Annotated in this window: 19 protein-coding genes; 4 read left to right on the top strand and 15 right to left on the bottom strand. The window is 46.0% G+C overall.

Annotated features, from left to right (window positions below; genetic code table 11):
- Positions 1-36: 36 nt before the first annotated feature.
- From HGO26_RS03960 to HGO26_RS03940, 5 genes are all read right to left on the bottom strand, one after another.
- Positions 37-486, bottom strand: a complete 450-nt coding sequence (locus tag HGO26_RS03960; protein WP_168823456.1) for a hypothetical protein — start codon at positions 484-486, stop codon at positions 37-39.
- A 31-nt stretch (positions 487-517) separates the two neighbouring features.
- On the bottom strand, positions 518-898 hold the full coding sequence (locus HGO26_RS03955) for a DUF2750 domain-containing protein (protein WP_028760853.1): 381 nt from the start codon (positions 896-898) through the stop codon (positions 518-520).
- 164 nt (positions 899-1,062) lie between these two features.
- Positions 1,063-1,758 (bottom strand): aquaporin Z, encoded by a 696-nt coding sequence (aqpZ, locus tag HGO26_RS03950; protein ID WP_168823454.1) that lies wholly within the window; start codon positions 1,756-1,758, stop codon positions 1,063-1,065.
- 434 nt (positions 1,759-2,192) lie between these two features.
- A complete protein-coding gene (locus HGO26_RS03945) occupies positions 2,193-3,302 on the bottom strand; it encodes an anhydro-N-acetylmuramic acid kinase (protein ID WP_168823452.1) in 1,110 nt (369 codons plus the stop codon).
- A 20-nt stretch (positions 3,303-3,322) separates the two neighbouring features.
- On the bottom strand, positions 3,323-4,729 hold the full coding sequence (locus tag HGO26_RS03940; protein WP_168823450.1) for a peptidoglycan DD-metalloendopeptidase family protein: 1,407 nt from the start codon (positions 4,727-4,729) through the stop codon (positions 3,323-3,325).
- 126 nt (positions 4,730-4,855) lie between these two features.
- On the opposite strand from HGO26_RS03940, the gene tyrS reads away from it, so the two are divergent.
- Positions 4,856-6,049: a tyrosine--tRNA ligase gene (gene tyrS, locus HGO26_RS03935; protein WP_168823448.1), complete on the top strand. Its 1,194-nt coding sequence runs from the start codon at positions 4,856-4,858 to the stop codon at positions 6,047-6,049.
- Positions 6,050-6,148: 99 nt separating this feature from the next.
- Here tyrS and HGO26_RS03930 read toward each other — a convergent pair whose 3' ends face one another.
- From HGO26_RS03930 to gltB, 8 genes are all read right to left on the bottom strand, one after another.
- Positions 6,149-6,577: a hypothetical protein gene (locus HGO26_RS03930; RefSeq protein ID WP_028760848.1), complete on the bottom strand. Its 429-nt coding sequence runs from the start codon at positions 6,575-6,577 to the stop codon at positions 6,149-6,151.
- Between the two features lie 126 nt (positions 6,578-6,703).
- A complete protein-coding gene (locus HGO26_RS03925) occupies positions 6,704-7,195 on the bottom strand; it encodes a nuclear transport factor 2 family protein (RefSeq protein ID WP_028760847.1) in 492 nt (163 codons plus the stop codon).
- 1 nt (position 7,196) lies between these two features.
- Positions 7,197-7,823 carry a trimeric intracellular cation channel family protein gene (locus HGO26_RS03920; protein WP_105249873.1) on the bottom strand — a complete coding sequence of 209 codons (627 nt, stop codon included), beginning with the start codon at positions 7,821-7,823 and terminating at the stop codon, positions 7,197-7,199.
- Complete coding sequence (locus tag HGO26_RS03915; RefSeq protein ID WP_012088590.1) at positions 7,820-8,197, bottom strand: DUF2721 domain-containing protein; 378 nt, start codon at positions 8,195-8,197, stop codon at positions 7,820-7,822. The genes HGO26_RS03920 and HGO26_RS03915 overlap by 4 nt, the downstream gene beginning before the upstream one ends.
- A 56-nt stretch (positions 8,198-8,253) precedes the next feature.
- Positions 8,254-9,243 (bottom strand): cobalamin biosynthesis protein CobD/CbiB, encoded by a 990-nt coding sequence (locus tag HGO26_RS03910; RefSeq protein WP_168823446.1) that lies wholly within the window; start codon positions 9,241-9,243, stop codon positions 8,254-8,256.
- Between the two features lie 22 nt (positions 9,244-9,265).
- A complete protein-coding gene (locus HGO26_RS03905) occupies positions 9,266-9,976 on the bottom strand; it encodes a 5'-methylthioadenosine/adenosylhomocysteine nucleosidase (RefSeq protein ID WP_028760844.1) in 711 nt (236 codons plus the stop codon).
- A gap of 323 nt (positions 9,977-10,299) precedes the next feature.
- On the bottom strand, positions 10,300-11,706 hold the full coding sequence (locus tag HGO26_RS03900; RefSeq protein ID WP_168823443.1) for an FAD-dependent oxidoreductase: 1,407 nt from the start codon (positions 11,704-11,706) through the stop codon (positions 10,300-10,302).
- A gap of 6 nt (positions 11,707-11,712) precedes the next feature.
- On the bottom strand, positions 11,713-16,161 hold the full coding sequence (gltB, locus tag HGO26_RS03895; RefSeq protein ID WP_168823441.1) for a glutamate synthase large subunit: 4,449 nt from the start codon (positions 16,159-16,161) through the stop codon (positions 11,713-11,715).
- A 588-nt stretch (positions 16,162-16,749) separates the two neighbouring features.
- On the opposite strand from gltB, the gene mnmL reads away from it, so the two are divergent.
- The 3 genes from mnmL (at position 16,750) to oxyR (ending at position 19,443) form a co-directional block, all read left to right on the top strand.
- Positions 16,750-17,679, top strand: coding sequence for a tRNA modification radical SAM protein MnmL/YtqA (gene mnmL, locus HGO26_RS03890; protein WP_168823439.1), 930 nt, complete (start codon positions 16,750-16,752; stop codon positions 17,677-17,679).
- Positions 17,680-17,883: 204 nt separating this feature from the next.
- Positions 17,884-18,249: an Hpt domain-containing protein gene (locus tag HGO26_RS03885; RefSeq protein ID WP_028760840.1), complete on the top strand. Its 366-nt coding sequence runs from the start codon at positions 17,884-17,886 to the stop codon at positions 18,247-18,249.
- Between the two features lie 282 nt (positions 18,250-18,531).
- The gene (oxyR, locus tag HGO26_RS03880; protein WP_105249867.1) at positions 18,532-19,443 is read left to right on the top strand and encodes a hydrogen peroxide-inducible genes transcriptional activator OxyR; all 912 of its coding nucleotides are present in this window, start codon (positions 18,532-18,534) and stop codon (positions 19,441-19,443) included.
- Between the two features lie 54 nt (positions 19,444-19,497).
- On the opposite strand, the gene HGO26_RS03875 is transcribed toward oxyR, so the two are convergent.
- Together HGO26_RS03875 and mutH are read right to left on the bottom strand one after the other, a co-directional pair.
- On the bottom strand, positions 19,498-20,565 hold the full coding sequence (locus HGO26_RS03875) for an adenylate/guanylate cyclase domain-containing protein (protein WP_105249866.1): 1,068 nt from the start codon (positions 20,563-20,565) through the stop codon (positions 19,498-19,500).
- Positions 20,566-20,687: 122 nt separating this feature from the next.
- Positions 20,688-21,359: a DNA mismatch repair endonuclease MutH gene (gene mutH / locus HGO26_RS03870; protein ID WP_168823435.1), complete on the bottom strand. Its 672-nt coding sequence runs from the start codon at positions 21,357-21,359 to the stop codon at positions 20,688-20,690.
- Positions 21,360-21,791: the final 432 nt, after the last annotated feature.

Below are 21,791 nucleotides of genomic sequence, written 5' to 3'. Positions count from 1 at the left end.
GCTTTTTGTTGGGCTAAATTTATTTTCTACAAGAGCTTAGCTCATGATATTCAGGTTAAGCTTAGGCTTAAACCATGCCTTTACCTTTTTATCAAATGCTATCCAAACTTGCAGTAATGACAAGACGATCAAAGCGATAAAAATCACATAGTCAGGCAGTTTTCCCTGCCATTCACCTAAGTACACTGTCGTTGGACCTACCACTAAGTTGCCCGGATCGTACATGATCACTGGCAGCATGCTAATCAATCCAAGCTGCACGACTGTGTAGCCGCGCAGCATGATAAGCCCTGCTTTTTGCCGACCGATAATGGCAATCACCATCAGGAGGGTTAGCAGACAAAATAACACCCCTTGTTTAGCGATTAAGCCACTCACTGACGCAACAACATACACTAGCAATAGGGCAATGAGTCGTTTCGGAAAGTGCTGACTCAGGGCTGTACTTGCCTCTGGTGTCGGTATCGCCGATTTTTGCTCGCTCATAGGCATTCTCGTTTAGCGATAGCGATAGTGATTAGTGGCTTTGCTTAGGCGCTAATCTTTGATCTAACTCATAAGGCGGGATTACCACACCTAAATCATCTAATACTGGGAATACGGCGACAAATAGGTCGTCATCTTCCATGCCTGGCACCCATCTTTCGTGAAATTCGTCGAGTGGAATCGCTAATGTTTGGCAATCACTCCATTCATCCACAGCCCAAGAATCAGCGGCTTCTTCGGTTGGCCACATTGGGATGCAATCTTCTTCTTCAGTGGTTAACATCACGCAACCGTCTTGATCTTGTAATGTCCAAAGTATTTTGTGTTCTTTAACTTGTTCAACGAGGTAATCGTAACGGGCTTCTGGCGTCATTGCTGCTGTCTCAGCGAGGTTTTTAACAGTCTTGCTCATGAAAAATATCTCTTTTGCTTGGATAGGGCGAAGCCTGTTGTGTCTCTAATGTAAAAACCTAGGGCACAGCAAAATTCGCCAGTTGGCTAAATGGTAACATTAGAGCGGGATTAGAAAAAGAACAACAGCGCCAAGAGAGCGCTGTTGTGTTAGATCTTCGGCTTTTATTCTACCGAGCGGAAGTAGCGATAGATAAAGCCTGCCAAAATGGCGCCGACAATCGGTGCTACCCAGAACAACCAGAGTTGTGATACCGCCCAGTCACCGACAAACAGTGCAGGGCCTGTGCTACGCGCTGGGTTCACCGAAGTATTGGACACAGGAATACTAATAAGGTGAATTAAGGTTAAACCTAACCCTATGGCAATTGGGGCAAATCCCTTAGGCGCTCGCTCATCGGTGGCACCTAAAATAATAATCAAGAAGAACAGTGTCATAACTATTTCACAAATCATCACCGACAGCATGCTATAGCCACCCGGTGAGTGCTCACCAAAACCGTTAGAGGCAAATCCGCCCGCGAGTGAAAATCCCTCTTGTCCTGAAGCGATGAGATACAAGATGCCAGCGCCAACAATTCCACCCGCGACTTGGGCTACGATATAGGGCAATAATTCTGCCGCTGGAAAACGTCCGCCAGCCCAAAGGCCGAATGACACTGCAGGATTGAGATGACAACCTGAAATATGGCCAATCGCAAAGGCCATGGTTAATACGGTTAATCCAAAAGCTAAAGCGACACCGAGTAAGCCTATGCCCACCTCGGGAAATGCGGCGGCAAGTACCGCGCTGCCGCAGCCTCCAAGGACTAACCACAAGGTGCCGAGAAATTCTGCCGCCATTTTTTGTGACATGTTCATTGTTTGATTTCCTATTCTTTTAAAGACGCTTGTTTGTTAATCAGTGCGTCTTTATTCCTAATTTACCTGCCTATTAACGGATCTTGTCTGAGTGAGCAAAATCGCGCTGTAGACACGAGTTCCCTTAAAACCAGTTTCTTATTGGACGCCTATGAGGCTATTCCTAAGTGTTTGAGCTGTTTAGAGCAATATCCTGTATCCGTTTTTACTATAGTGAGACTTGATTAAGCTTCAGTGACGAAACTTTTTTTCTAATGCTTCTGTCACTAAATGCTTCAGTAATTAAGAATAGATGGCTTTAAAATAGCTGCTGATTTTCTTGATAAATTTAGGCAGGAAGAGGGGGAAAAGATTAGTTTGTCTTTTAAAGACAACAAGAGCTTCATGTAGAAGCTCTTGTTTAGGTTATCGCTTTAGTATTTTGCGAAGGCCAATTACTTAGCGCTAAATCGTCCGCCGAGTACTGCTTCGCGGGAGGCGCCTGTTACTGCAGGGAGATTAGCGGGTAAACCTAAGTGATTGCGCATGGCGAGCCAGGCAAAGGCGATGCCTTCTGCCCACTTAGGATCGACGCCAAGGGCCGAGGTAGTATCCAGCTTATAACCTGATAATAAGGCTGCAAGACGCTGCATCAGTTGACCATTAAATGCACCGCCGCCACAGACGAATAATTCCCCTTCATTGGATAGTTTAATAATGTCTTGGGCTATGCTGTGGCAGGTTAAATCCAATAAAGTTGATTGAATATCTTCTTCATCTAAATGATTAAAGGGCGATAATTGCTGCTCTAACCAAGCTTGGTTAAACAGTTCGCGACCAGTGCTTTTAGGGTAAGCAAGGGAAAAATACGGATGCGAAAGCAACTGAGTTAATAAGCTTTGATCAGTTTTTCCGGATGCAGCCCATTCGCCATTTTTATCGAAGGGTTCACTTTTAACCTGTTGCATCCAGGCATCAATTAAGGTGTTGCCTGGCCCTGTATCAAAGCCTAAGACTTCTTCACTATTGCCCGGCAGATAGGTGATATTGGCAATACCACCAATATTGAGGATGACACGTTTTTTACCGATTTGGGCAAAGGTTTGCTGGTGGAATGCGGGTACTAAGGGCGCGCCTTGGCCACCAAGGGCAATATCTTTGCGACGAAAATCGGCAATGACATCTATGCCTGTTTCGGTCGCAATAGTATTAGGATCGCCTATTTGTAAGGTAAAACCCACTTCGAGGTTTGGCATATGGCGCACAGTTTGACCATGGCTACCAATGGCGATGACATCTTCTTTCGCAATAGCACATTTAGCCATCAGATTATTGACGGCTAAGGCAAACAGCTGACCCACATTACGATCTAAACGGCCGAGGCGGTTAATTTCATCTGAGCTGGGTAAGCACAGGCGCTGTAGACCTTTGAGCAAATGGCTCGGAATAGCTTCGGTATGGCTGGCGATAAGCTGCGGCTGTGCGCCTGAAAAGTCGACCAATACTGCATCGACACCGTCCATGCTGGTGCCTGACATAAGTCCAATATAATAAGCGTTTTTCATTGGGAGGAATCCATCCGTCGTTATTGCATTGCCAATTGCGTTTGCTTGTTTTGCGAAAGTGTAGTCATCAATTGTTTGCTAAGTGCATCGAATTGATTTTTTTCTTTTCTCGCAATTGATTCGGATTTCGGTAGCGTAATCGTTCTCGGGTTGCGGTGTACGCCATTGACGATAAATTCGTAATGTAAATGAGCCCCTGTGACACGGCCTGTTTTACCTAAAGTACCAATAATTTGTCCTTGCTTAACGTTGGCGCCTTTGCTGACATTACGTTTTGTGAGGTGTAGATATTTGGTGGTATAGGTATCGTTATGTTTGATAAACACATAGTTACCGTTGAATTGATTATAACCAGACTCAATAACGCGTCCACTACCCGCAGCTTTAATGGGCGTGCCAATGGCTGCGACATAGTCTACACCCCGATGGGCTTTGACTTGGCCCGTCACTGGGTGCAAACGTCTTGGGTTAAAGTTGGAGCTGACATACTTAAAATCGACCGGTGAGCGCAGGAAGGCTTTACGCATGCTAGTGCCATTTTCGGAATAATAGTTACCGTCGGTATAGCGAATGGCAGTATAGCGCTCATCTTGGTTAACAAATTCTGCAGCTAAGATATTGCCATTACGCAAAAATTCACCATCGGCATATTCTTGCTCGTAAATAATGGCGAAGCTGTCGCCTTCGCGTAAGTCTAAGGCGAAGTCGATATCCCAGCCGAATACGGTCGATAATTGTAATATCTGGTTGGCAGACATGCCTGCATCGACGGCGGCATTCCAGAAATTGCTCTTAATTTTGGCACTGGTGAAATGGCTGCGAATTTCCACATCCTTTTCTGAGATTTTTTCGTTGTATTGCTCTTGGCTTTTAGTGATGACTAGGGTGGAAATAGCATCGACTCGATAACGCACTTCAGTCAAATTACCGTTTGCATCCTTTGAAATCACAATTTCTTCGCCCGGCATTATCTTAAGCAAGTTTTGCTTGGCTAAAGGCAACTGGGTGATTTCATAAACATCTTTGCTGGTTAAGCCAGCGCGATCAAATACCGCGGCTAAAGTATCACCATTTTTGACGTTAAAATGTTCGACATCTCTGTGAAGAGCGCTTTCGTGGGATCCTGCGGCTTGATTATTAGCTCCAGCTGTAGCGAGCGCATCGGGTGAGGATAACGGTTCTGCCGTTGTCGGAGCATTATCTGTTTGACCTTCTGGTAACTCAGGGCGTTCAGGCGAGCGAAAAGCTAAGGGCACATCATAACGGGTGTTGATTTGAGCTTGGTCATCAATGCTAGTGGTTTGTCTTGAAGCTTGTGCTTCTTCAGAAGGTAGAAGCATGGTTATCATTGTGATAACTGAAAGAATGCTAAGGAGAATTTGATGCTTTTTAGGCAACAATTTAAATAACGTTATAACCTTTCCCATTGACGCCGATACCAATAACCAGAGACTTAAATAATCCCGTTAGTGTACACACTTTCAATTGTGGTGGCTAACAAGTAACATAAGTCTCTTCATTTTATGATCATGGCCTTAGGAGTCCCTGCCGAGATGGCTGATTTAGACCAAGTATTAGCAGAAATTAGACGTGGTACCGATGAGATTTTACTCGAAGCGGATCTGCTGGAAAAACTCAAAGAAGGACGTCCACTCCGTATTAAGTTAGGCGCTGACCCTACCGCTCCGGATATCCATCTTGGACATACAGTAATCTTAAATAAATTAAGATTATTCCAAGAGTTAGGTCATGAAGTCATTTTTTTGATTGGTGACTTTACTGGTATGGTGGGGGACCCAAGTGGTAAAAATAGCACACGTCCGCCGCTCACCCGTGAACAAGTTTTAGCGAACGCAGAAACCTATAAAGAACAGGTTTACAAGATCCTCGATCCTGCTAAGACTCGTATCGAATTCAACTCTAGCTGGTTAGAGCCATTGGGCGCCGCTGGTATGATCCGTCTCGCGTCTAAGCAAACTGTGGCTCGTATGATGGAGCGTGATGATTTTAAGAAGCGTTATGCCTCGGGTCAGTCGATTGCGATTCATGAGTTTATGTATCCTTTACTTCAGGGCTATGACTCAGTTGCGCTGCAGGCCGATGTTGAGCTGGGTGGTACAGATCAAAAGTTCAACCTGTTAATGGGCCGTGAGCTGCAAAAAGCCGAAGGCCAAAAGCCACAAGCTGTGATCATGATGCCGCTGCTTGAAGGTTTAGATGGCGTGAAGAAAATGTCTAAATCGGCGCATAACTATATTGGCGTGAGCGAACCTGCCAATGAAATGTTTGGCAAGCTGATGTCAATTTCGGATGACTTGATGTGGCGCTACTTTGAACTACTGTCATTCCGCCCACTGGCTGAAATTGAACAGTTTAAGCAAGATGTGGCGAATGGGTCTAACCCGCGTGACACTAAAATCGCCTTAGCTAAGGAAATTATCACACGTTTCCATGATGCAGCGTCTGCCGAAAGTGCGCATCAAGCCTTTGTCGATCGTTCTAAGGGCATGATCCCCGATGATATCGAAGAAATTGAGTTAGCTGCCGGTGAAGGTATTGCGATTGCCAATCTGTTGAAAGACGCAGACTTAGTGTCGTCGACTTCAGAGGCGATGCGGATGATCAAGCAAGGCGCGGTGAAGATGGACGGCGAAAAGCTAGAAGATAGCCGTATGACTTTGTTCACGGGTACTGTTGCTGTATTCCAAGTCGGTAAACGTAAGTTTGCCAAAGTGACTTTGGTATAGTGACGTTGGTTTAGTTAGATTTACGCTACAGTAAGTTTAAACGAACAAAAAGAGCGCCTTAGGGCGCTCTTTGTTTTTGAATCTTTTCACAAAACAAGATTAAGGCGCTGTGTTGGCCTCATGCTCGGCGATATTACATCTGTCGGTGCCAAAGTGTTGCCCGCCACTGCATTTCCATGCCAATTGGGCCGAACTTACCTGCCAAAGTTTAGCGTTTTGTTTCAGTGAGATAATCAACAGCATCTGTGGATGCTGCTTGGAAAGCTCGCTCACTTGATAGGTTAAAATGCCATCTTTATTGGTTTGAGTTCGCACTAAAGTAAATTTGTTGCCTGCATATTGGCTGCTGATTTTATTGGGATCTTCCGACCAAGGCTGATGTTGCGCCTGAGCGGTACGTAGTTGTTGATTAAAATGGCTTACTGGCTGAACGGCGTAGGAAACGATAATGGGCTGTAAAGCCTGTGCTTTGGGGGCCAGTATTAAGCCATTAAGGGCGAGTAGGGCAATCAATCCAAAAAACTTCATACAAACCTCATTGAAACGAAACGGCTCAGTCAATTTTTCAAAGGTAAAATACGCAGTGGTATTGACTCATTGTTAGTTTCGACTCGTTTTTAGGGATCAAGTTTCAAAGACGGGTAAATTTTGTGACTACTGCATCGCTAATTGGTCTGACATGGTCTGGTAATCGATTAGGTCGACATGTTCCGTTACTCTGCGATTGAGCATGTCGATCTTAAGGCTTGTCACACCAGGTATCGCAACATCGATAATTTTCCCCGGTTTGCCAAATTGTTCACCTGGACCCTTGAAATGATAGTTACCTATCATCACTACTAAAGAGCCTGCGTTATACATATGTTCTATGTTGAAGTTGTACTCGAGCACGCCCTCGTGGGCGCGCTCAAGGAAGTCGATGATGAAGCGGCCGCCAGTGTATTTACGGTTGGCGGTTTTGTCGAAGAAGACGCTTTCGCGGTTATAGAATTTTCGCAGTGTCTTATAGTCATGTTCAGTTAGCGCATTCATATATTTTACGGCTAACTGCTGTTCTTGTGGCATTTCACCTGAGTTGGCTTGCGCCGCTGCAGGATTGAGGGCTGGAACAAAAATGAGGCACAAAATAAAACACAATATTCGCAAACTATTCCCTCTTGGTCTTGAGATCAAAGGCCGGTAATGAAAGATGCCACTTGATGGCACTTAAGCGGATTAACAGGGCACTGGCCATCGCCAGAAATAGCGCCATTTTTTCGCCCATACCGTAGGCTAAGCTCACGGTATAGCCGATACCACCTATGATCGAAGCTGTGGCATAGACTTCTGTGCGTAAGACCATAGGAACTTGTCTACACAGTAAGTCTCGAATAATGCCTCCTCCCACGCCTGTGATCAAGCCCATTACAACGGCAATCATCCCACTCAAGCCCATATTGAGGGCCTTTTCAGCACCTATCACGGTAAAGAGGGCCAATCCAAAGGCATCTGCAACGGGTAAAATATACTCGGGTACCTTACGAGGGCGACGGACTAATAGCAAACAGACGAGCACGGTCGCGAGGATCACTATGATGTAATTCGGGTCGCGGATCCAGAACACTGGCGTTGCACCAATTAAGGCATCACGAATACTGCCACCACCGACAGCGGTAACCGAGGCGAGCACGATTACGCCAAAGGGGTCCATTCTATGGCGTCCAGCGGCAAGTGCGCCGGATAATGCAAATACAGCGGTACCCCATAAATCAAAAAAGTAGATCCACTGGCTCATTTACTCATCTCTTTGATATGGATATTTAATGCGTCCACAGAGATGCGGATTTCAATCACAGATAAAATCAGTGAATAGAGCAAGAGCAGTAGGCTAGCGCCAAAAATCACTGAGCCGGTTTTATTAAAGCCGATATAGATAAAAATCATACACAGTACGCATAGGGCAAAGCTTGACACGCCTGCTTCCTGCATTCGACGAATGATGGTAATACGCTGGCTCAGGTTCTTAATTTGATCTTTATGTACGGGTTTTTCACCATTGCTTAAATTTCGGATTAATGCGGCTAAGGCAAAAAAACGATTGGTATAAGCTAATAGTAACAATGAGATAGCAGGAAATAACAACGCAGGTGTTGTTAATGAAACATGCATGTTTTCGAGCAAGATGGTCAGCCTTTAACTTCACGTTGAGATAATGCGGCATCATATCACAGGCTTTGTAACCAACGTAAACTTGCCCATAACAAGGGCAGTATAATGATAAAGCTAAACCAGATAGCACAGGCACGTGAGGTCAGCTTGATTGCAGGCGTGATGTCATCACTGGTTGGCTGCGGACCGTAGCATAATTTATCCACATTGATACGCACGCCAGCAAACTTCTGTGGTCCACCGAGCTCGATTCTCAAAATACTGGCCACGAGATTCACACTGAGAACATAACCTCGAATAGCGTGATGATTTTTAGGGGCTCTAAAAAGTTTTGCAAACGCCTTAGGCCCGCCTTGAATGGCGAGCGACAGGCTCCACAACCAAGCCGGAATCGCCAGCAAGATAATCGATACACCATTCACAGTACTGCAGAAATGTTGATACTTTGGTTGAATGGGCGGCCAGCTCAATTCGAGTTGTTTGAGCATGCGCACTGCTAGCACTAGCGGTGCTCCAGCAATAGCGAAAAAGAAAATGGTCGATGCTGTGCCGTAAATAGGCGCTGTGGCGAGTTTTTCTATGGTGGCTTTGGCTAGGCCGATTTCCGACAAACTATCGGTATCGCGCACCACCCAAGGCTGTAAAAGCTTTTTTGCGCTGGCATTGTCTCCACGTTTTAAGGCTTTAGCGATTTCATCGGCGACTTGGCTAAACCCTGCATCGGTTAAACACAGATAAAGCACCAAAAATTCGAAAAACCATGGAAAGGCAGCCAGTTCGAGCAAAAAGGTGATAATGGCCCAAAATGGAAACAGCAATAGCAACATAGCTAAAAAGCCTGCTGTGGCTTGTTGGCTTGGAGAGCGTTCAGGGCGATTCACTTTGGCAGCGAGTTGCTTGGCTAAATGGCTAAACCAAATAAGCGGCTGCATTTCCCGTGGCAATGGCGCTAACCGCGCCAATAACAAAGCAAAAAAAAGTACCAAAAAGCCTTCAAACAAAGCGCCATCTATCTCGACAAGTTGTTGATAAAAAGAGGTGTGCATTCGGTACTTTCCACTTAAGTGATTATTTTACTGCGCTAGGATTCAGTTGCTCAAGCAGCAACATCACCATCAGAGCCGAGTGATAACCCGCTTTGACAATATAAGAGTCGAAATCCACTGGCGAGTCATTGTTGGCGTTATCCGATAAAGAGCGGATCACCACAAATGGCACTCCAAACTGATGACAAACTTGAGCGATTGCCGCGCCTTCCATCTCACAGGCAGCCATAGTCGGGAAGTTTTTGAGCATGGCTTGGGTGCGAACAGGATCGCAAATAAAGCTGTCGCCAGTACAAATCAAACCTTCAATCGCTTTGACTTCACCCAGTTGAGCAATCGCTTTGTTGGCTGCTTCAACTAAATGTGCGGCAGGAATAAACGCAGCAGGTTGCTGCGCCATTTGGCCAATTTCATAACCAAAGGCGGTGACATCCACATCATGGTGACGCACTTCAGAAGAAATCACGATATCGCCAATGGCCAGCGAATCCACAAAACCACCGGCAGAACCAGTATTGATCACCGCATCCGGCGCATATTTTTCGATGAGTAGCGTGGTCGCAATACTTGCGGCGACTTTACCTATGCCTGAGCGAGTCACTACTACGTCTTTACCCGCGAGAGTACCAGCAATAAATTCAATACCAGCAATGGTTTGCGATGTCGCATTTGTCATGGCGGCGATCAGGTGAGCGACTTCTGGCTCCATTGCGCCAATAATTCCAATTTTCATGGGAGACCTTTTTGATTCAACACTTAAAGAGTGGGACACGGGAATGCTGGCTAATATACCACACAGTTTTATGCAGTCGTTATGGCGAGATTGGGATTGCTTGATAATCGCGGGGTAAAACGCGGGAGGGTTAACGAAAAAAGTGCGCTCCTAAGATGCACGCTTTCATCTATCTATTTTATCCATCAACCGATTGCGATAAGTCACTAGCCAATGGCTGAACTCGTTTGCACGAGTCCAGCCATTGGAGTGCTTGTTAAAATGACAAGGGTAAAATGTTTTTTACCTGTAAAACAAACACGTTGGCGCTTAATCTATAGCGCTTAGTCTAAGTAATTAAGAATACCTTGGGCGGCATCGCGACCTTCGGCAATGGCTGTCACGACTAAGTCAGAACCACGCACCATATCACCACCGGCAAACACTTTCGGGTTTGTGGTTTGGAATGGGTTTTCGTCTAACTTGCTCGCTTTGACTCGGCCCCATTGATCGAGCTCGATACCGTGTTCGGCAAACCAAGGGGCAGGGCTAGGCTGGAAACCAAAGGCGATAATAATCGCATCGGCTTCGAGCAACTGTTCGCTACCGGCAATCGCTTCGGCGCGTTGACGACCACTTGCATCGGCCTTGCCCATGGCGGTTTCAACGCATTCAATGCCGATCACTTTGCCATCTTGGGTTTTAATCGCCACAGGTTGACGGTTAAACAGGAAGTTAACGCCTTCCTCCCGCGCATTTTGCACTTCGCGACGTGAGCCCGGCATGTTGGCCTCGTCCCGGCGGTAAGCACAGACTACGCTGCTGGCACCTTGTCTGACGGCTGTGCGCACACAATCCATCGCAGTATCACCACCGCCTAATACCACCACACGTTTACCTTCAAGGTTCAGGTAGGGCGTTTCAGCATTCTGAGTGCCCATTAAATGATGGGTGTTACCAATCAAATAGGGCAGGGCTTGGTATACGCCTTGGGCATCTTCACCGTCAAGGCCTGCTTTCATCGCGGTATAGGTGCCCATACCGAGGAAGACGGCATCGTATTCTTCGAGCAGTTTAGTAAATGGGATGTCCTTACCGACAGTGACACCGAGTTTGAACTCAATGCCCATGCCTTCTAATACACTGCGACGGGTCGCCATAACGGCTTTGTCGAGTTTAAAAGACGGAATACCGTAGGTGAGTAGACCACCAATTTGTGGATATTTATCAAAGACTACAGCTTTAACACCGTTGCGAGACAGAATATCCGCGCAGCCTAAGCCCGCAGGACCAGCACCGACAATCGCCACTCGTTCAGGGCGAGGCGTGACCTTGCTCATATCGGGGCGCCAGCCTTGGGCGATCGCTGTGTCGGTAATGTATTTTTCGACATTACCGATAGTAACAGCGCCAAAGTCGTCGTTCAGAGTACAAGCACCTTCACAGAGTCTGTCCTGTGGGCAAACACGGCCGCAGATTTCGGGCAGAGTGTTGGTCTCATGCACTAAATCTGCCGCTTCCATAATGCGGCCTTGTTCCGCTAGCTTGAGCCAGTTAGGAATATAATTGTGTAGCGGGCACTTCCACTCACAATAAGGATTGCCGCAATCTAAACAGCGGTCCGCTTGCTCAGCCATTTGAGGCTGAGCAAAAGGCTGATAGATCTCAATAAACTGAGTCGCACGTTTAGCCGCAGGGTGTTTAGCGGGGTCTTTACGACCCACTTCAATAAATTGAAAATCGTTACTCATGCGCCATTACCCCGCTTTTACAACTAATTCTGGGCTCGATTTCTCTAATTTGAGCAGATCGGCCACGGCAATATTTTTAGGTTTTACTAATACGAAGCAATCTAACCAGTTACCAAAATCACTTAAGATCATCTTGGCATGTTCACTGCCTGTTTCGGCCACGTGGGCTTCAATCAGACCTTTTAAATGTTGTTGATGGATCGGTGATTCGAGTTTTTGAGTATCGACAAGCTCAGTGTTCACACGGCGATTGAAGCGGCCGAATTGATCGAATACATAGGCAAAACCACCTGTCATCCCAGCGCCGAAGTTCACCCCTGTTTTACCAAGAACAACCACAATGCCGCTGGTCATGTATTCACAGCCGTTATCACCGAGTCCTTCGACCACAGCAATCGCCCCTGAGTTACGTACTGCAAAACGCTCGCCCGCTTGACCCGCGGCGAAGAACTTGCCGCCCGTCGCGCCGTAAAGACACGTGTTACCGACAATGGCACTGCGCTCACTTTGGAACGGGCTGCCAATTGGCGGGTATATGACGATCTGGCCGCCAGACATGCCTTTACCCACATAGTCGTTGGCATCGCCGCAGAGTTTTAACTCAAGGCCTGGGCTGTTCCACACGCCAAAGCTTTGGCCGGCACTGCCGTTAAAGCTCAGTTTGACCGGTGCTTTGGTGCCTTTGACGCCGAGTGTGCTCGCGATATAGCCTGACAACGTCGCGCCAACGGAACGGTCGGTGTTGTTGATGCTGTAAGCAGCATCGAAACTCTCGCCCTTATCGACGGCGCTTTGGCACTCGTTTAATAAATGTTGGTTCAGCAGTCCTAAATCCGCTGGTGGATTGGTTTCTTGCCAAGTGCGTGACGAGGTTGCTGGCACCTTGGGTTGATACAAAATCGGTGACAGATCTAAGCCTTGTTGCTTCGCGGTTTGGCCTTCGAGGGCATATAACCATTCGCTGCGACCGACTAAGTCTTCAAACTTGCTCACCCCTAAGGTTGCCATCCATTCACGAACTTCCTGTGCAACAAACTCAAAGTAAGTCATCACTCGCTCTGGCAGACCATGGTAATGGTTGTCGCGCAGGTTTTTATCTTGCGTTGCTACGCCAGTCGCACAGTTGTTCAAGTGGCAAATACGCAGGTATTTACAACCTAGGGCGATCATAGGCACAGTACCAAAACCAAAGCTTTCGGCGCCCAATAACGCGGCTTTAATCACATCGGTACCGGTTTTTAAGCCGCCATCGACTTGCAGGCGAATTTTATGGCGTAGACCATTTTCTACTAGCGATTGATGCACCTCGGCTAACCCTAGCTCCCATGGACTGCCCGCATATTTCACTGAGGTAATTGGGCTAGCACCTGTGCCGCCGTCATACCCTGAAATCGTGATCATGTCCGCATAGGCTTTGGCCACGCCGGTGGCGATCGTGCCCACACCGGGTTCTGACACAAGTTTCACTGAAATCAGCGCTTTAGTATTGATTTGCTTCAAGTCGAAAATCAGCTGGGCTAAATCTTCGATAGAGTAAATATCGTGGTGCGGCGGCGGTGAAATCAAGGTCACACCAGGACGTGCATGACGCAGTCCGGCGATTTCAACGCTAACTTTATGGCCGGGTAACTGACCACCTTCACCGGGTTTTGCCCCTTGGGCGACTTTAATCTGCAACACATCGGCATTAACTAAATAATGCGCCGTGACGCCAAAGCGTGCCGAGGCAATCTGTTTAATTGCAGAGTTGCGTTCAGTATTAAAGCGGCGTGCATCCTCACCACCTTCACCTGAGTTCGAGCGGCCACCTAAGCGGTTCATCGCAATAGCAAGAGCTTCATGGGCTTCAGGGCTCAAGGCGCCGATGCTCATGGCGGCACTGTCAAAACGTGAATATAGATTTGATGCCGCTTCTACATCGGCGACATTAATTGATGTTTGCGCGCCCTTAATACCGATTAAGTCACGCAGTGTGGCCACGGGACGATTGTCGACGAGTTCGGCGAATTTTTTATAGCTCGCGAAGTCTTTGTCAATCAATGACGCTTGCAAGGTGTTGACCACATCAGGGTTGAAGCAGTGATACTCACCCCCTTCAACGTATTTCAGCAGGCCACCTTGCGGTAATGGCACATGGGCACGGTAGGCCGCTTTGTGCAGAATCGCTTGGTCTTGGGCGATCTCTGCAAAGCCTGCGCCCTCGATGCGGCTAATTACGCCTTTAAAACACAGTTCGATCACTTCGCTGGCAATGCCTATGGCTTCAAATTGTTGGCTGCAACGATAGGAGCCGACAGTGCTGATGCCCATTTTGGACATGATCTTACGCAAGCCTTTTTCGATGCCGTAGCGGAAGTTCAACATCAATGCCGTGGTATCGGTTAAGTCATGGCGTTTTGCAAGTTCGGAAATTGACTCATACACTAAATATGGATAAATCGCCGTGGCACCAAAGCCAAGCAATACGGCAAAGTGATGCGGATCTCGCGCCGATGCGGTTTCAACTATGATGTTGGTGTCGCAGCGCAGGCTCTTGTTCACCAGCATTTGCTGCACAGAACCGACCGCCATGGCCGCGGGGATCACTTGCGCCGTTTTACCTATGGCTCTATCCGAAAGGATCAACAAAGTTGTGCCGCTGCGAGCCAAACGCTCGGCTTCGGCTGTGATACGGCGAATGGCACTTTCTAAGCCTTCCTGTGGTTCGTAATTTAAATCGACAATATTGGCGCGATAGTAAGTGCTATCTAATCCCAGTAACTGGTTAAAATCACTGAATAATAAAATAGGTGAATTGAACATTACCCGGTAAGCATGCCCAGTCGTTTCATTGAAGAGGTTCTGTTCACGGCCAATACAAGTGGTCAACGACATGACGTGCTTTTCACGTAAGGGGTCGATAGGTGGATTCGTTACTTGAGCAAATTTCTGCCTAAAATAGTCATACAGTGAACGTGACTTTTTCGACAATACCGCCATAGGTGTGTCGTCGCCCATGGAGCCTGTGGCTTCTTCACCTTGCTTCGCCAATACCCAAATGACTTGTTCTAATTCCTCACGGGTATAGCCAAATTGTTTTTGGTATTGCAGCAATAGCTCAGGGCTTAACTCGCTGGCACCGTGCTGCTCAGAGGCTAAATCTTCCGCTGGCGTTAAAGTACGGCTGTTTTTCGCCATCCACTCTTTGTAAGGGTGGCGGCGTTTAAGATCGTTATCAATTTCAAAAGATTGGTACAGGCGGCCGTTCAAGGTATCTAATACCAGCAATTCACCAGGCCCAACACGGCCTTTTTCAATCACTTCATCGGCGGCGTAATCCCAAATTCCGACTTCGGAAGCTAAGGTCAAAATACGATCTTTTGTGATCACATAACGTGATGGACGCAGACCATTACGGTCAACAGCGCAGGCGGCATGGCGACCGTTGGTCATCACAATACCTGCCGGACCATCCCAAGGCTCCATGTGCATAGAGTTAAAGTCGTAGAAGGCTTTTAATTCGTCATCCATTTCCGGATTACTTTGCCAAGCAGGCGGGATCAATAGACGCATGGCACGGTATAAGTCCATGCCACCAGATAACAGCATTTCCAGCATGTTATCTAAAGATGAAGAGTCTGAGCCTGTTTCATTCACAAAGGGAGCGGCCTGCTGCAAATCTGGCAGTAGCGGTGAATTAAACTTATAGGCACGGGCGCGGGCCCATTGACGGTTACCCGTAATCGTATTGATTTCGCCGTTATGGGCTAAATATCTAAACGGCTGAGCTAATGGCCATTTAGGAGAAGTATTCGTTGAGAAACGTTGATGGAATAGGCATATAGAGCTTTTTAAGCGAATGTCCGCGAGATCGGGATAAAACGCGGGCAAGTCCACAGGCATCATCAGACCTTTATAGACGATAACTTGGCCTGACAAACTCGCGACATAGAAGTCTTTGTCGTCGGTGATCTGCTGCTCTAGGCGGCGACGCGCCATATAAAGGCGACGTTCCAAGTCTTTTTCACGCCAGCCAATGGGGGCGTTGATCAGCACTTGATAGATTTGTGGCAGGCTAGCCTTGCCAATTTCACCTAACACATCGGGATTGACAGGCACCTTGCGCCAGCCTGCAATACTTAAGGTTTCACGCTCGAGTTCGCGCTCAAGAATAAACTTGGCTTGGTCAGCCAGTTCATCGTCTTGACTTAAAAACAGCATACCTACGGCAAATTTTCGGCTCAAATGCCAATCATTTTCCGCGGCAATCGCTTCAAAAAATTGCACGGGTAATTGCATTAATAAACCACAGCCGTCGCCAGTGCGGCCGTCGGAGGCAATGCCCCCGCGGTGCTTCATGCGATCTAGACCATGGATTGCCGTGCGCACTATACGGTGGCTGGCTTCGCCATCCATCTGTGCTATCAACCCAAAACCACAATTGTCCCGCTCAAAACTGGGATGATATAAGCTCATACAAAAACCTCCCTAGACCTCAACTGATTACTACTCGGGGAGAAAATGTAAAGACTTTCTATAGATATGCACCCGAACCACCCAAATTAGCCTGAGATTCAATAAAGGTCAAACCAAAAATTTGCATAAAACATGGGTATAAATTCATGTTTCATACACAAATCACAATTACCTTACGTTAACGTCAACAGTAAAATGTGTTGTATAACATTATGAATAAAAAGAATTTTAAAAACTATCAAACTCAAAATTTACCAAGGTGTAACATGCTGGTGGGATTGTTTTTGATTTAGAAATAGTGATTTTTATTGCAAACACAGTAAATAGATAAAAAATTAAAATTGTTGAATTGTTATTCATTTTTGATGTGAGCAAGATCTCAGCGGTAAGCTGGCTAATTTGAGGATGCGCACATTTATGATAATAACGGTATGAGTCAGGCGGGAATTTGATGTAGCGCCAAGAAACCTCTCGCTACCTTGCTTACACTAAGCTTTTTCTTCTATTTGTTCACGTATTTTCTTTTCTATTTGTGATTTTATCTTGGTTATTATCAATGAAGCGATATGAAATTTGGTTGGTGCTCTGATGGGGCTTGATGCATATGTGAACACCTTTGGTGCTGTTTGTAAGGCGCGATATGGCACCCGACTGCGAAAACTCACTATAGATGCCAAGTTTACTTGCCCTAACCGTGACGGCACTTTGGGGCGTGGAGGTTGTACTTTCTGTAATGTGGCGTCATTTAGCCATCAAACTGCCGATGTATTGAGTATTACTGAGCAACTCGAACAGGGTAAGAGCCGCTATCGTGAGGCGAAGCCTCAGGCACAAGCCGATAAATTTATTGCTTATTTTCAAGCTTACACTAGCACTTACGATGAATATCAAGTGTTAATGGCTAAGTACGATGAAGCGGTTAAAGATGGCGAGATAGTCGGTTTATGTGTAGGAACTCGCCCCGATTGTGTACCGAATAATGTACTGGATTTACTGGCGCGCTATCAGGAAAATGGTGTCGATGTGTGGTTAGAGCTCGGGTTGCAAACAGCCAAAGATGAAACACTGCGTAGAATTAACCGTGGCCATGATTTCGCCTGTTATTGTGACACTGTGTCTAGGGCGAGAGCTCGCGGTCTTAAGGTGTGCACTCATCTCATTCTTGGCTTACCCGATGAAACTCATAGCGATTATATGGCGACTTTAGCTGCTGTATTGCAGCAGGGTGTTGACGGTTTGAAGCTACATCCTTTGCATATCGTCGAAGGTAGTACTATGGCTAAGTCGTGGCGAAGTGGGCGCTTACCTTTATTGAGTATTGAGGATTATGCCCACAGTGTCGGTGAGATGATCCGCCATACCCCCGCGGAAGTGATTTTTCACCGTGTCACCGCTTATGCGAAAAAGCCTATGCTATTAGCACCCGATTGGTGTGCCTATCGTTGGGATGGATTGGTGGCGATTGTGGATAATTTGCAGCTTTATGGTGGACAAGGGCACGCATTAGCGCAACGATAGAGGCAAGTTAGTGGGATAAATTTACTCCCTAAATGTTATGTCGTCGCTATTATGTCGTAAGCGTTTATTTACGACTATTAGTTTGTTTTTTGTTAATTTTAATCTGAATTAGACCATGAATATCGCTATAAGTTGCACTGACAATTTTAGTGGGTATCATGTGATAAATTCGTTTTAAGCATTGAACCACTTAAGGGAGGCCTTATGGCCACAGTTGAATTAGAAGCAATCCTAGATCTCAATACTCTCGAACAGTACTGCAGCGCCATTGGTGCCGGTACCTTACTCAAGAGTGTGGTGTTATTTGAGCAGTTAATGCCTGAATATGTTGGAAATCTAGTGAAGGCTAACGACGCAGCAGACAAAGATACCTTATGTTCAGAAGCACATAAATTTAAAGGTGCTGCAGGTTCCGTGGGGTTAAAACGTATTCAGCAAATCGCCCAATTATTACAGCATGGCGAAGAAGCAAGATGGGATGCAGAACATGGCTCTTGGGTTGCTGACATCGTTGAACACGCGAGTGCAGATTTACAACAGTTAAAGTTATTCCTCCAAGCCAAAGCATAAAATATTACTTGCTAAGGTAAGTTAAGGCGCAGCAATAATGTCTATTGTTGCGCTCAATTGAGTGAATCTTGCATTGGTTTTACGATTAAGTTTGTTGTTTTCGACATTTTCTTGTTAGCGCTTTTCCCATCTTATTTTGTTACTCCCACTTAAGTTTTACGGCGAACCGATTGAATATCGATTCGGGTCACAATCCTGATATCTTATGCCGCGTTATTGCTCATCACTTATGCTAAAGTAGATTTAATTTCTTAATTCATAACCTTAATGGCAATCGAGAAAATGAAAAGTTTACCTAGCTTAAAAAACTTATTCTATTTGGTGAATCTCCATCAAGAGCAGAATTTTAACCGCGCCGCTAAGGTGTGTTTTGTCAGTCAATCAACGCTTTCAAGTGGGATCCAAAATCTAGAAGAGCAGTTAGGACATCAGTTGATTGAGCGAGACCATAAGTCATTTATGTTTACCGCCATTGGTGAAGAAGTGGTGCAGCGCGCTCGTAAAATTCTCACTGATGTGGATGATTTGGTGGAATTAGTGAAAAATCAAGGTGAGCCGATGACGGGGGATATTCGCTTAGGCTGTATTCCAACCATAGCGCCTTTCCTATTGAGTCGTGTGATCCGCCAGTGTCAGCAATCTTATCCGGCGATGAGTTTATTATTGAAGGAAGATACCACTGAGCGTTTGCTAGATGCTTTGGGTAAAGGAGAGCTGGACTTATTGATCCTAGCGCTACCCGTTGATACTAGCGGTTACCACAGCATGAAAGTGGGCATAGATCCTTTCAAAATGGTGGCTCACAAAGATTTAGCGGGTGGCATACATCAACCTATTGATTATCAAACTCTGCCGGACGAGAGCATTTTTCTTCTGCAAAGTGAGCATTGCATCACAGGCCATGCTATTACTGCATGTCAGCTAGGTGATAGTGCGAAAGTCAATCCGTTTGCCGCCACCAGTTTGCATACTTTAGTGCAGATGGTGAACAGTAAACTGGGCACCACGTTTCTTCCGCAAATGGCCATTGACGCGGGTATTTTGAATGACACAGATTTAGTGGTGATGACGCCACCGGGTGAAGCTCCTTACCGTGATATCGGCCTTGTTTGGCGTCAAACCACCAGTCGCATCTTAACTTTCCGCACTTTAGGTTTAATGATCCAAAAATTATTAACTAAGGACGAGGAATAAACTGACTGTAACTGCAAGCATTAATTCAAGCTAAAGCTTAAAGTCGATTACAAATCAGAGCGGGGAAACGCCAAACACTTCAATCGAGTGTTGTTTCCCTTTGAGTTTGACTGGGCCTAGATTTGATAGGTGATACTGAGTGTTGGGGTTATCTAAACGTCCCGCGAGTGCGCCCGAAATCAACATGCGCTGTCCTAGTGGATTACATTGATCTTGCAGTCTTGCTAAGGTATTGAGCACGTCACTAAAGAAACTAATTTCTTGTTTCTGTACACCAACAACCGCAGCGACGACTTGTCCACAATGGGCCGCCGCTTTAAATTTCGGCACAAAGCCATAATGCTCTTCAAAGTAGCGGCGTTGCCAGTTCAGTTGTTGGCTAAATTCAAAATAGATATTCATGCAGCGGTCGTGAACTATCCCTTCTTCTAATGGCCAGTGAAGCAGCACTGCATCTCCCATATAGCGGTAGATTTCAGCTTCGTTATTGGACACAGTATCTGAAAGTAAACTAAAGCTGTCTTGGATCAATCGACTAAAGCGGTAATCGCCAAGTGATTCGGCATGTGTGGTTGAGGCGACCATATCTAAATAGAGGAATAAACGCTGCTCATATCTTGGCTTATGGTATTTACCAAGGCCTATGTTGAGTAAAATACGCGGCCCGACTAATAATGCCATTTGCTCGACAAAAGCTAAGCTGACTCGTACGACGACCAAATATACGATCAATGCTTGGAATGAAGGACTATAGAGAATGTGCGCCGTCAGCATTTGTCTGAGGGTCGACATGTGATTTTCGATGGCCCACATATTTAAAAACTGAGTCATGTAAGCTAACGTCGTAGCACCCAGTAATAAAAACAAGCCCTTAAAGATGACTGAAAACACATAGGGGAGGCGATTGATTGCACTGAAATCGGCAATGACGTTCGACATCCAATGTAAGCTGCCGAAAATAATCCCCATGTAGATAGCAAGTGTTGCGAGATCAGCCGAACTTACCGCCCATTGGGGCAGCTCTGGTGATTGGGCATATCGAAAAAACACGAATGCAGCCATGGCAATCGCCCAAGCTAAAATCGCAAAAAGGAGTTTTTTCGCTTGTCTACGTGCTCTCACTGCTTGATTGGTATCCGAATACGGCTGTGATTTCAGGATGCCGTAGTTTATAGAAAAGAGTCACCTTAGTGCCAGTGAAATTTGTGATCTGGATCAATCCAAGTCCATATCGTTACTAAAAATTAACCAAATACCTTATTAAGTATCATAGCAGTGAAACTGGTCTTTAAATAAAAGCCCCTAGGGTTGGTCATTTTGAGGCGACCATCTTCGGCAATGCTTTGTGTTAACGCCTTACTATTCGCGGCCTTAGGGCGCAATTGCAGTACTTCGCCGTGGCGCGCTGTAAGCCTCTCTACTTTTCCGAGGGCGATAAGCTCCATGATCTCTTCCCAATCCTGTTGCAGTAATTGCAACTCGTGCGGATCCGGTTCCCACAATATTGGTGTACCTATACGGCGCTCACCCACAGGAATATGCCTCTCTCCTTCAACGGGTACCCAAAGTACTCGCTGTAACTTATGGCAGACTAAGCTGTTTTGCCAGGTTAATCCTTGGATATTCGATAGCGGCGCCACGCAGACATAAGTGGTCTCCAGCGGTCGCCCCTGTGTATCAATGGGGATAGTTTTTAGCTCGACCCCTAAATGTAGAAAATCTTGCTCAGGTTTAGAACCCGCCGTTGCGCCTAATTCCATTTCGATTAATTGACCGACCCAACCTTTATCGCGTTTAAGATCCTTGGGGACACGAATGCTTCTTTGGCTGGCTATCTGCGCCAAACTCACGCCCGCCATCATGTTGGCACGTTCGAGTAGTTCAGATAGATTTTCGGGGGGGATAATTCGATTCATGGCTGGATTTTACTTAAAAATAACCGCTTAGCAATGGCGGTTAAAAAACGAGCTCTACAGGGTGGGTTAACTTGTACCGAATGTTTTTATTCTAAGTGACTGATTTTCAATTTTATATCCGTGTTACCCCCCGTTTTGCAAAAAAGTGTTCAAAGTTACTCTCTGCTTTCCCTTGCGTTCCCCACATACTTATCCACAGATATTATGGATAACTCAGTAAAGTGAGCCTCTTAACCTAATAAAAATCCTAAGTCAATGCGAATAAAGTGCATTTATTCTGGCTTTTGTGGACAGTTGTGGACACTATTTGTGTATAAAGTTGAGTAATATCGCGAGAATGATAGAAATACTTCTTGCTGGTCAAATAATGAGCTTTATTGGTTTTTTAGTCTAAGATAAATCATGATTAATGTGTAAGTTTATGAATTTGTT

The organism is Shewanella oncorhynchi (assembly GCF_012584455.1).
Taxonomy (GTDB): domain Bacteria; phylum Pseudomonadota; class Gammaproteobacteria; order Enterobacterales; family Shewanellaceae; genus Shewanella; species Shewanella oncorhynchi.
The sequence above is the reverse complement of the archived record's forward strand: the minus strand, read 5'-3'. Positions and strand labels throughout refer to the sequence as shown.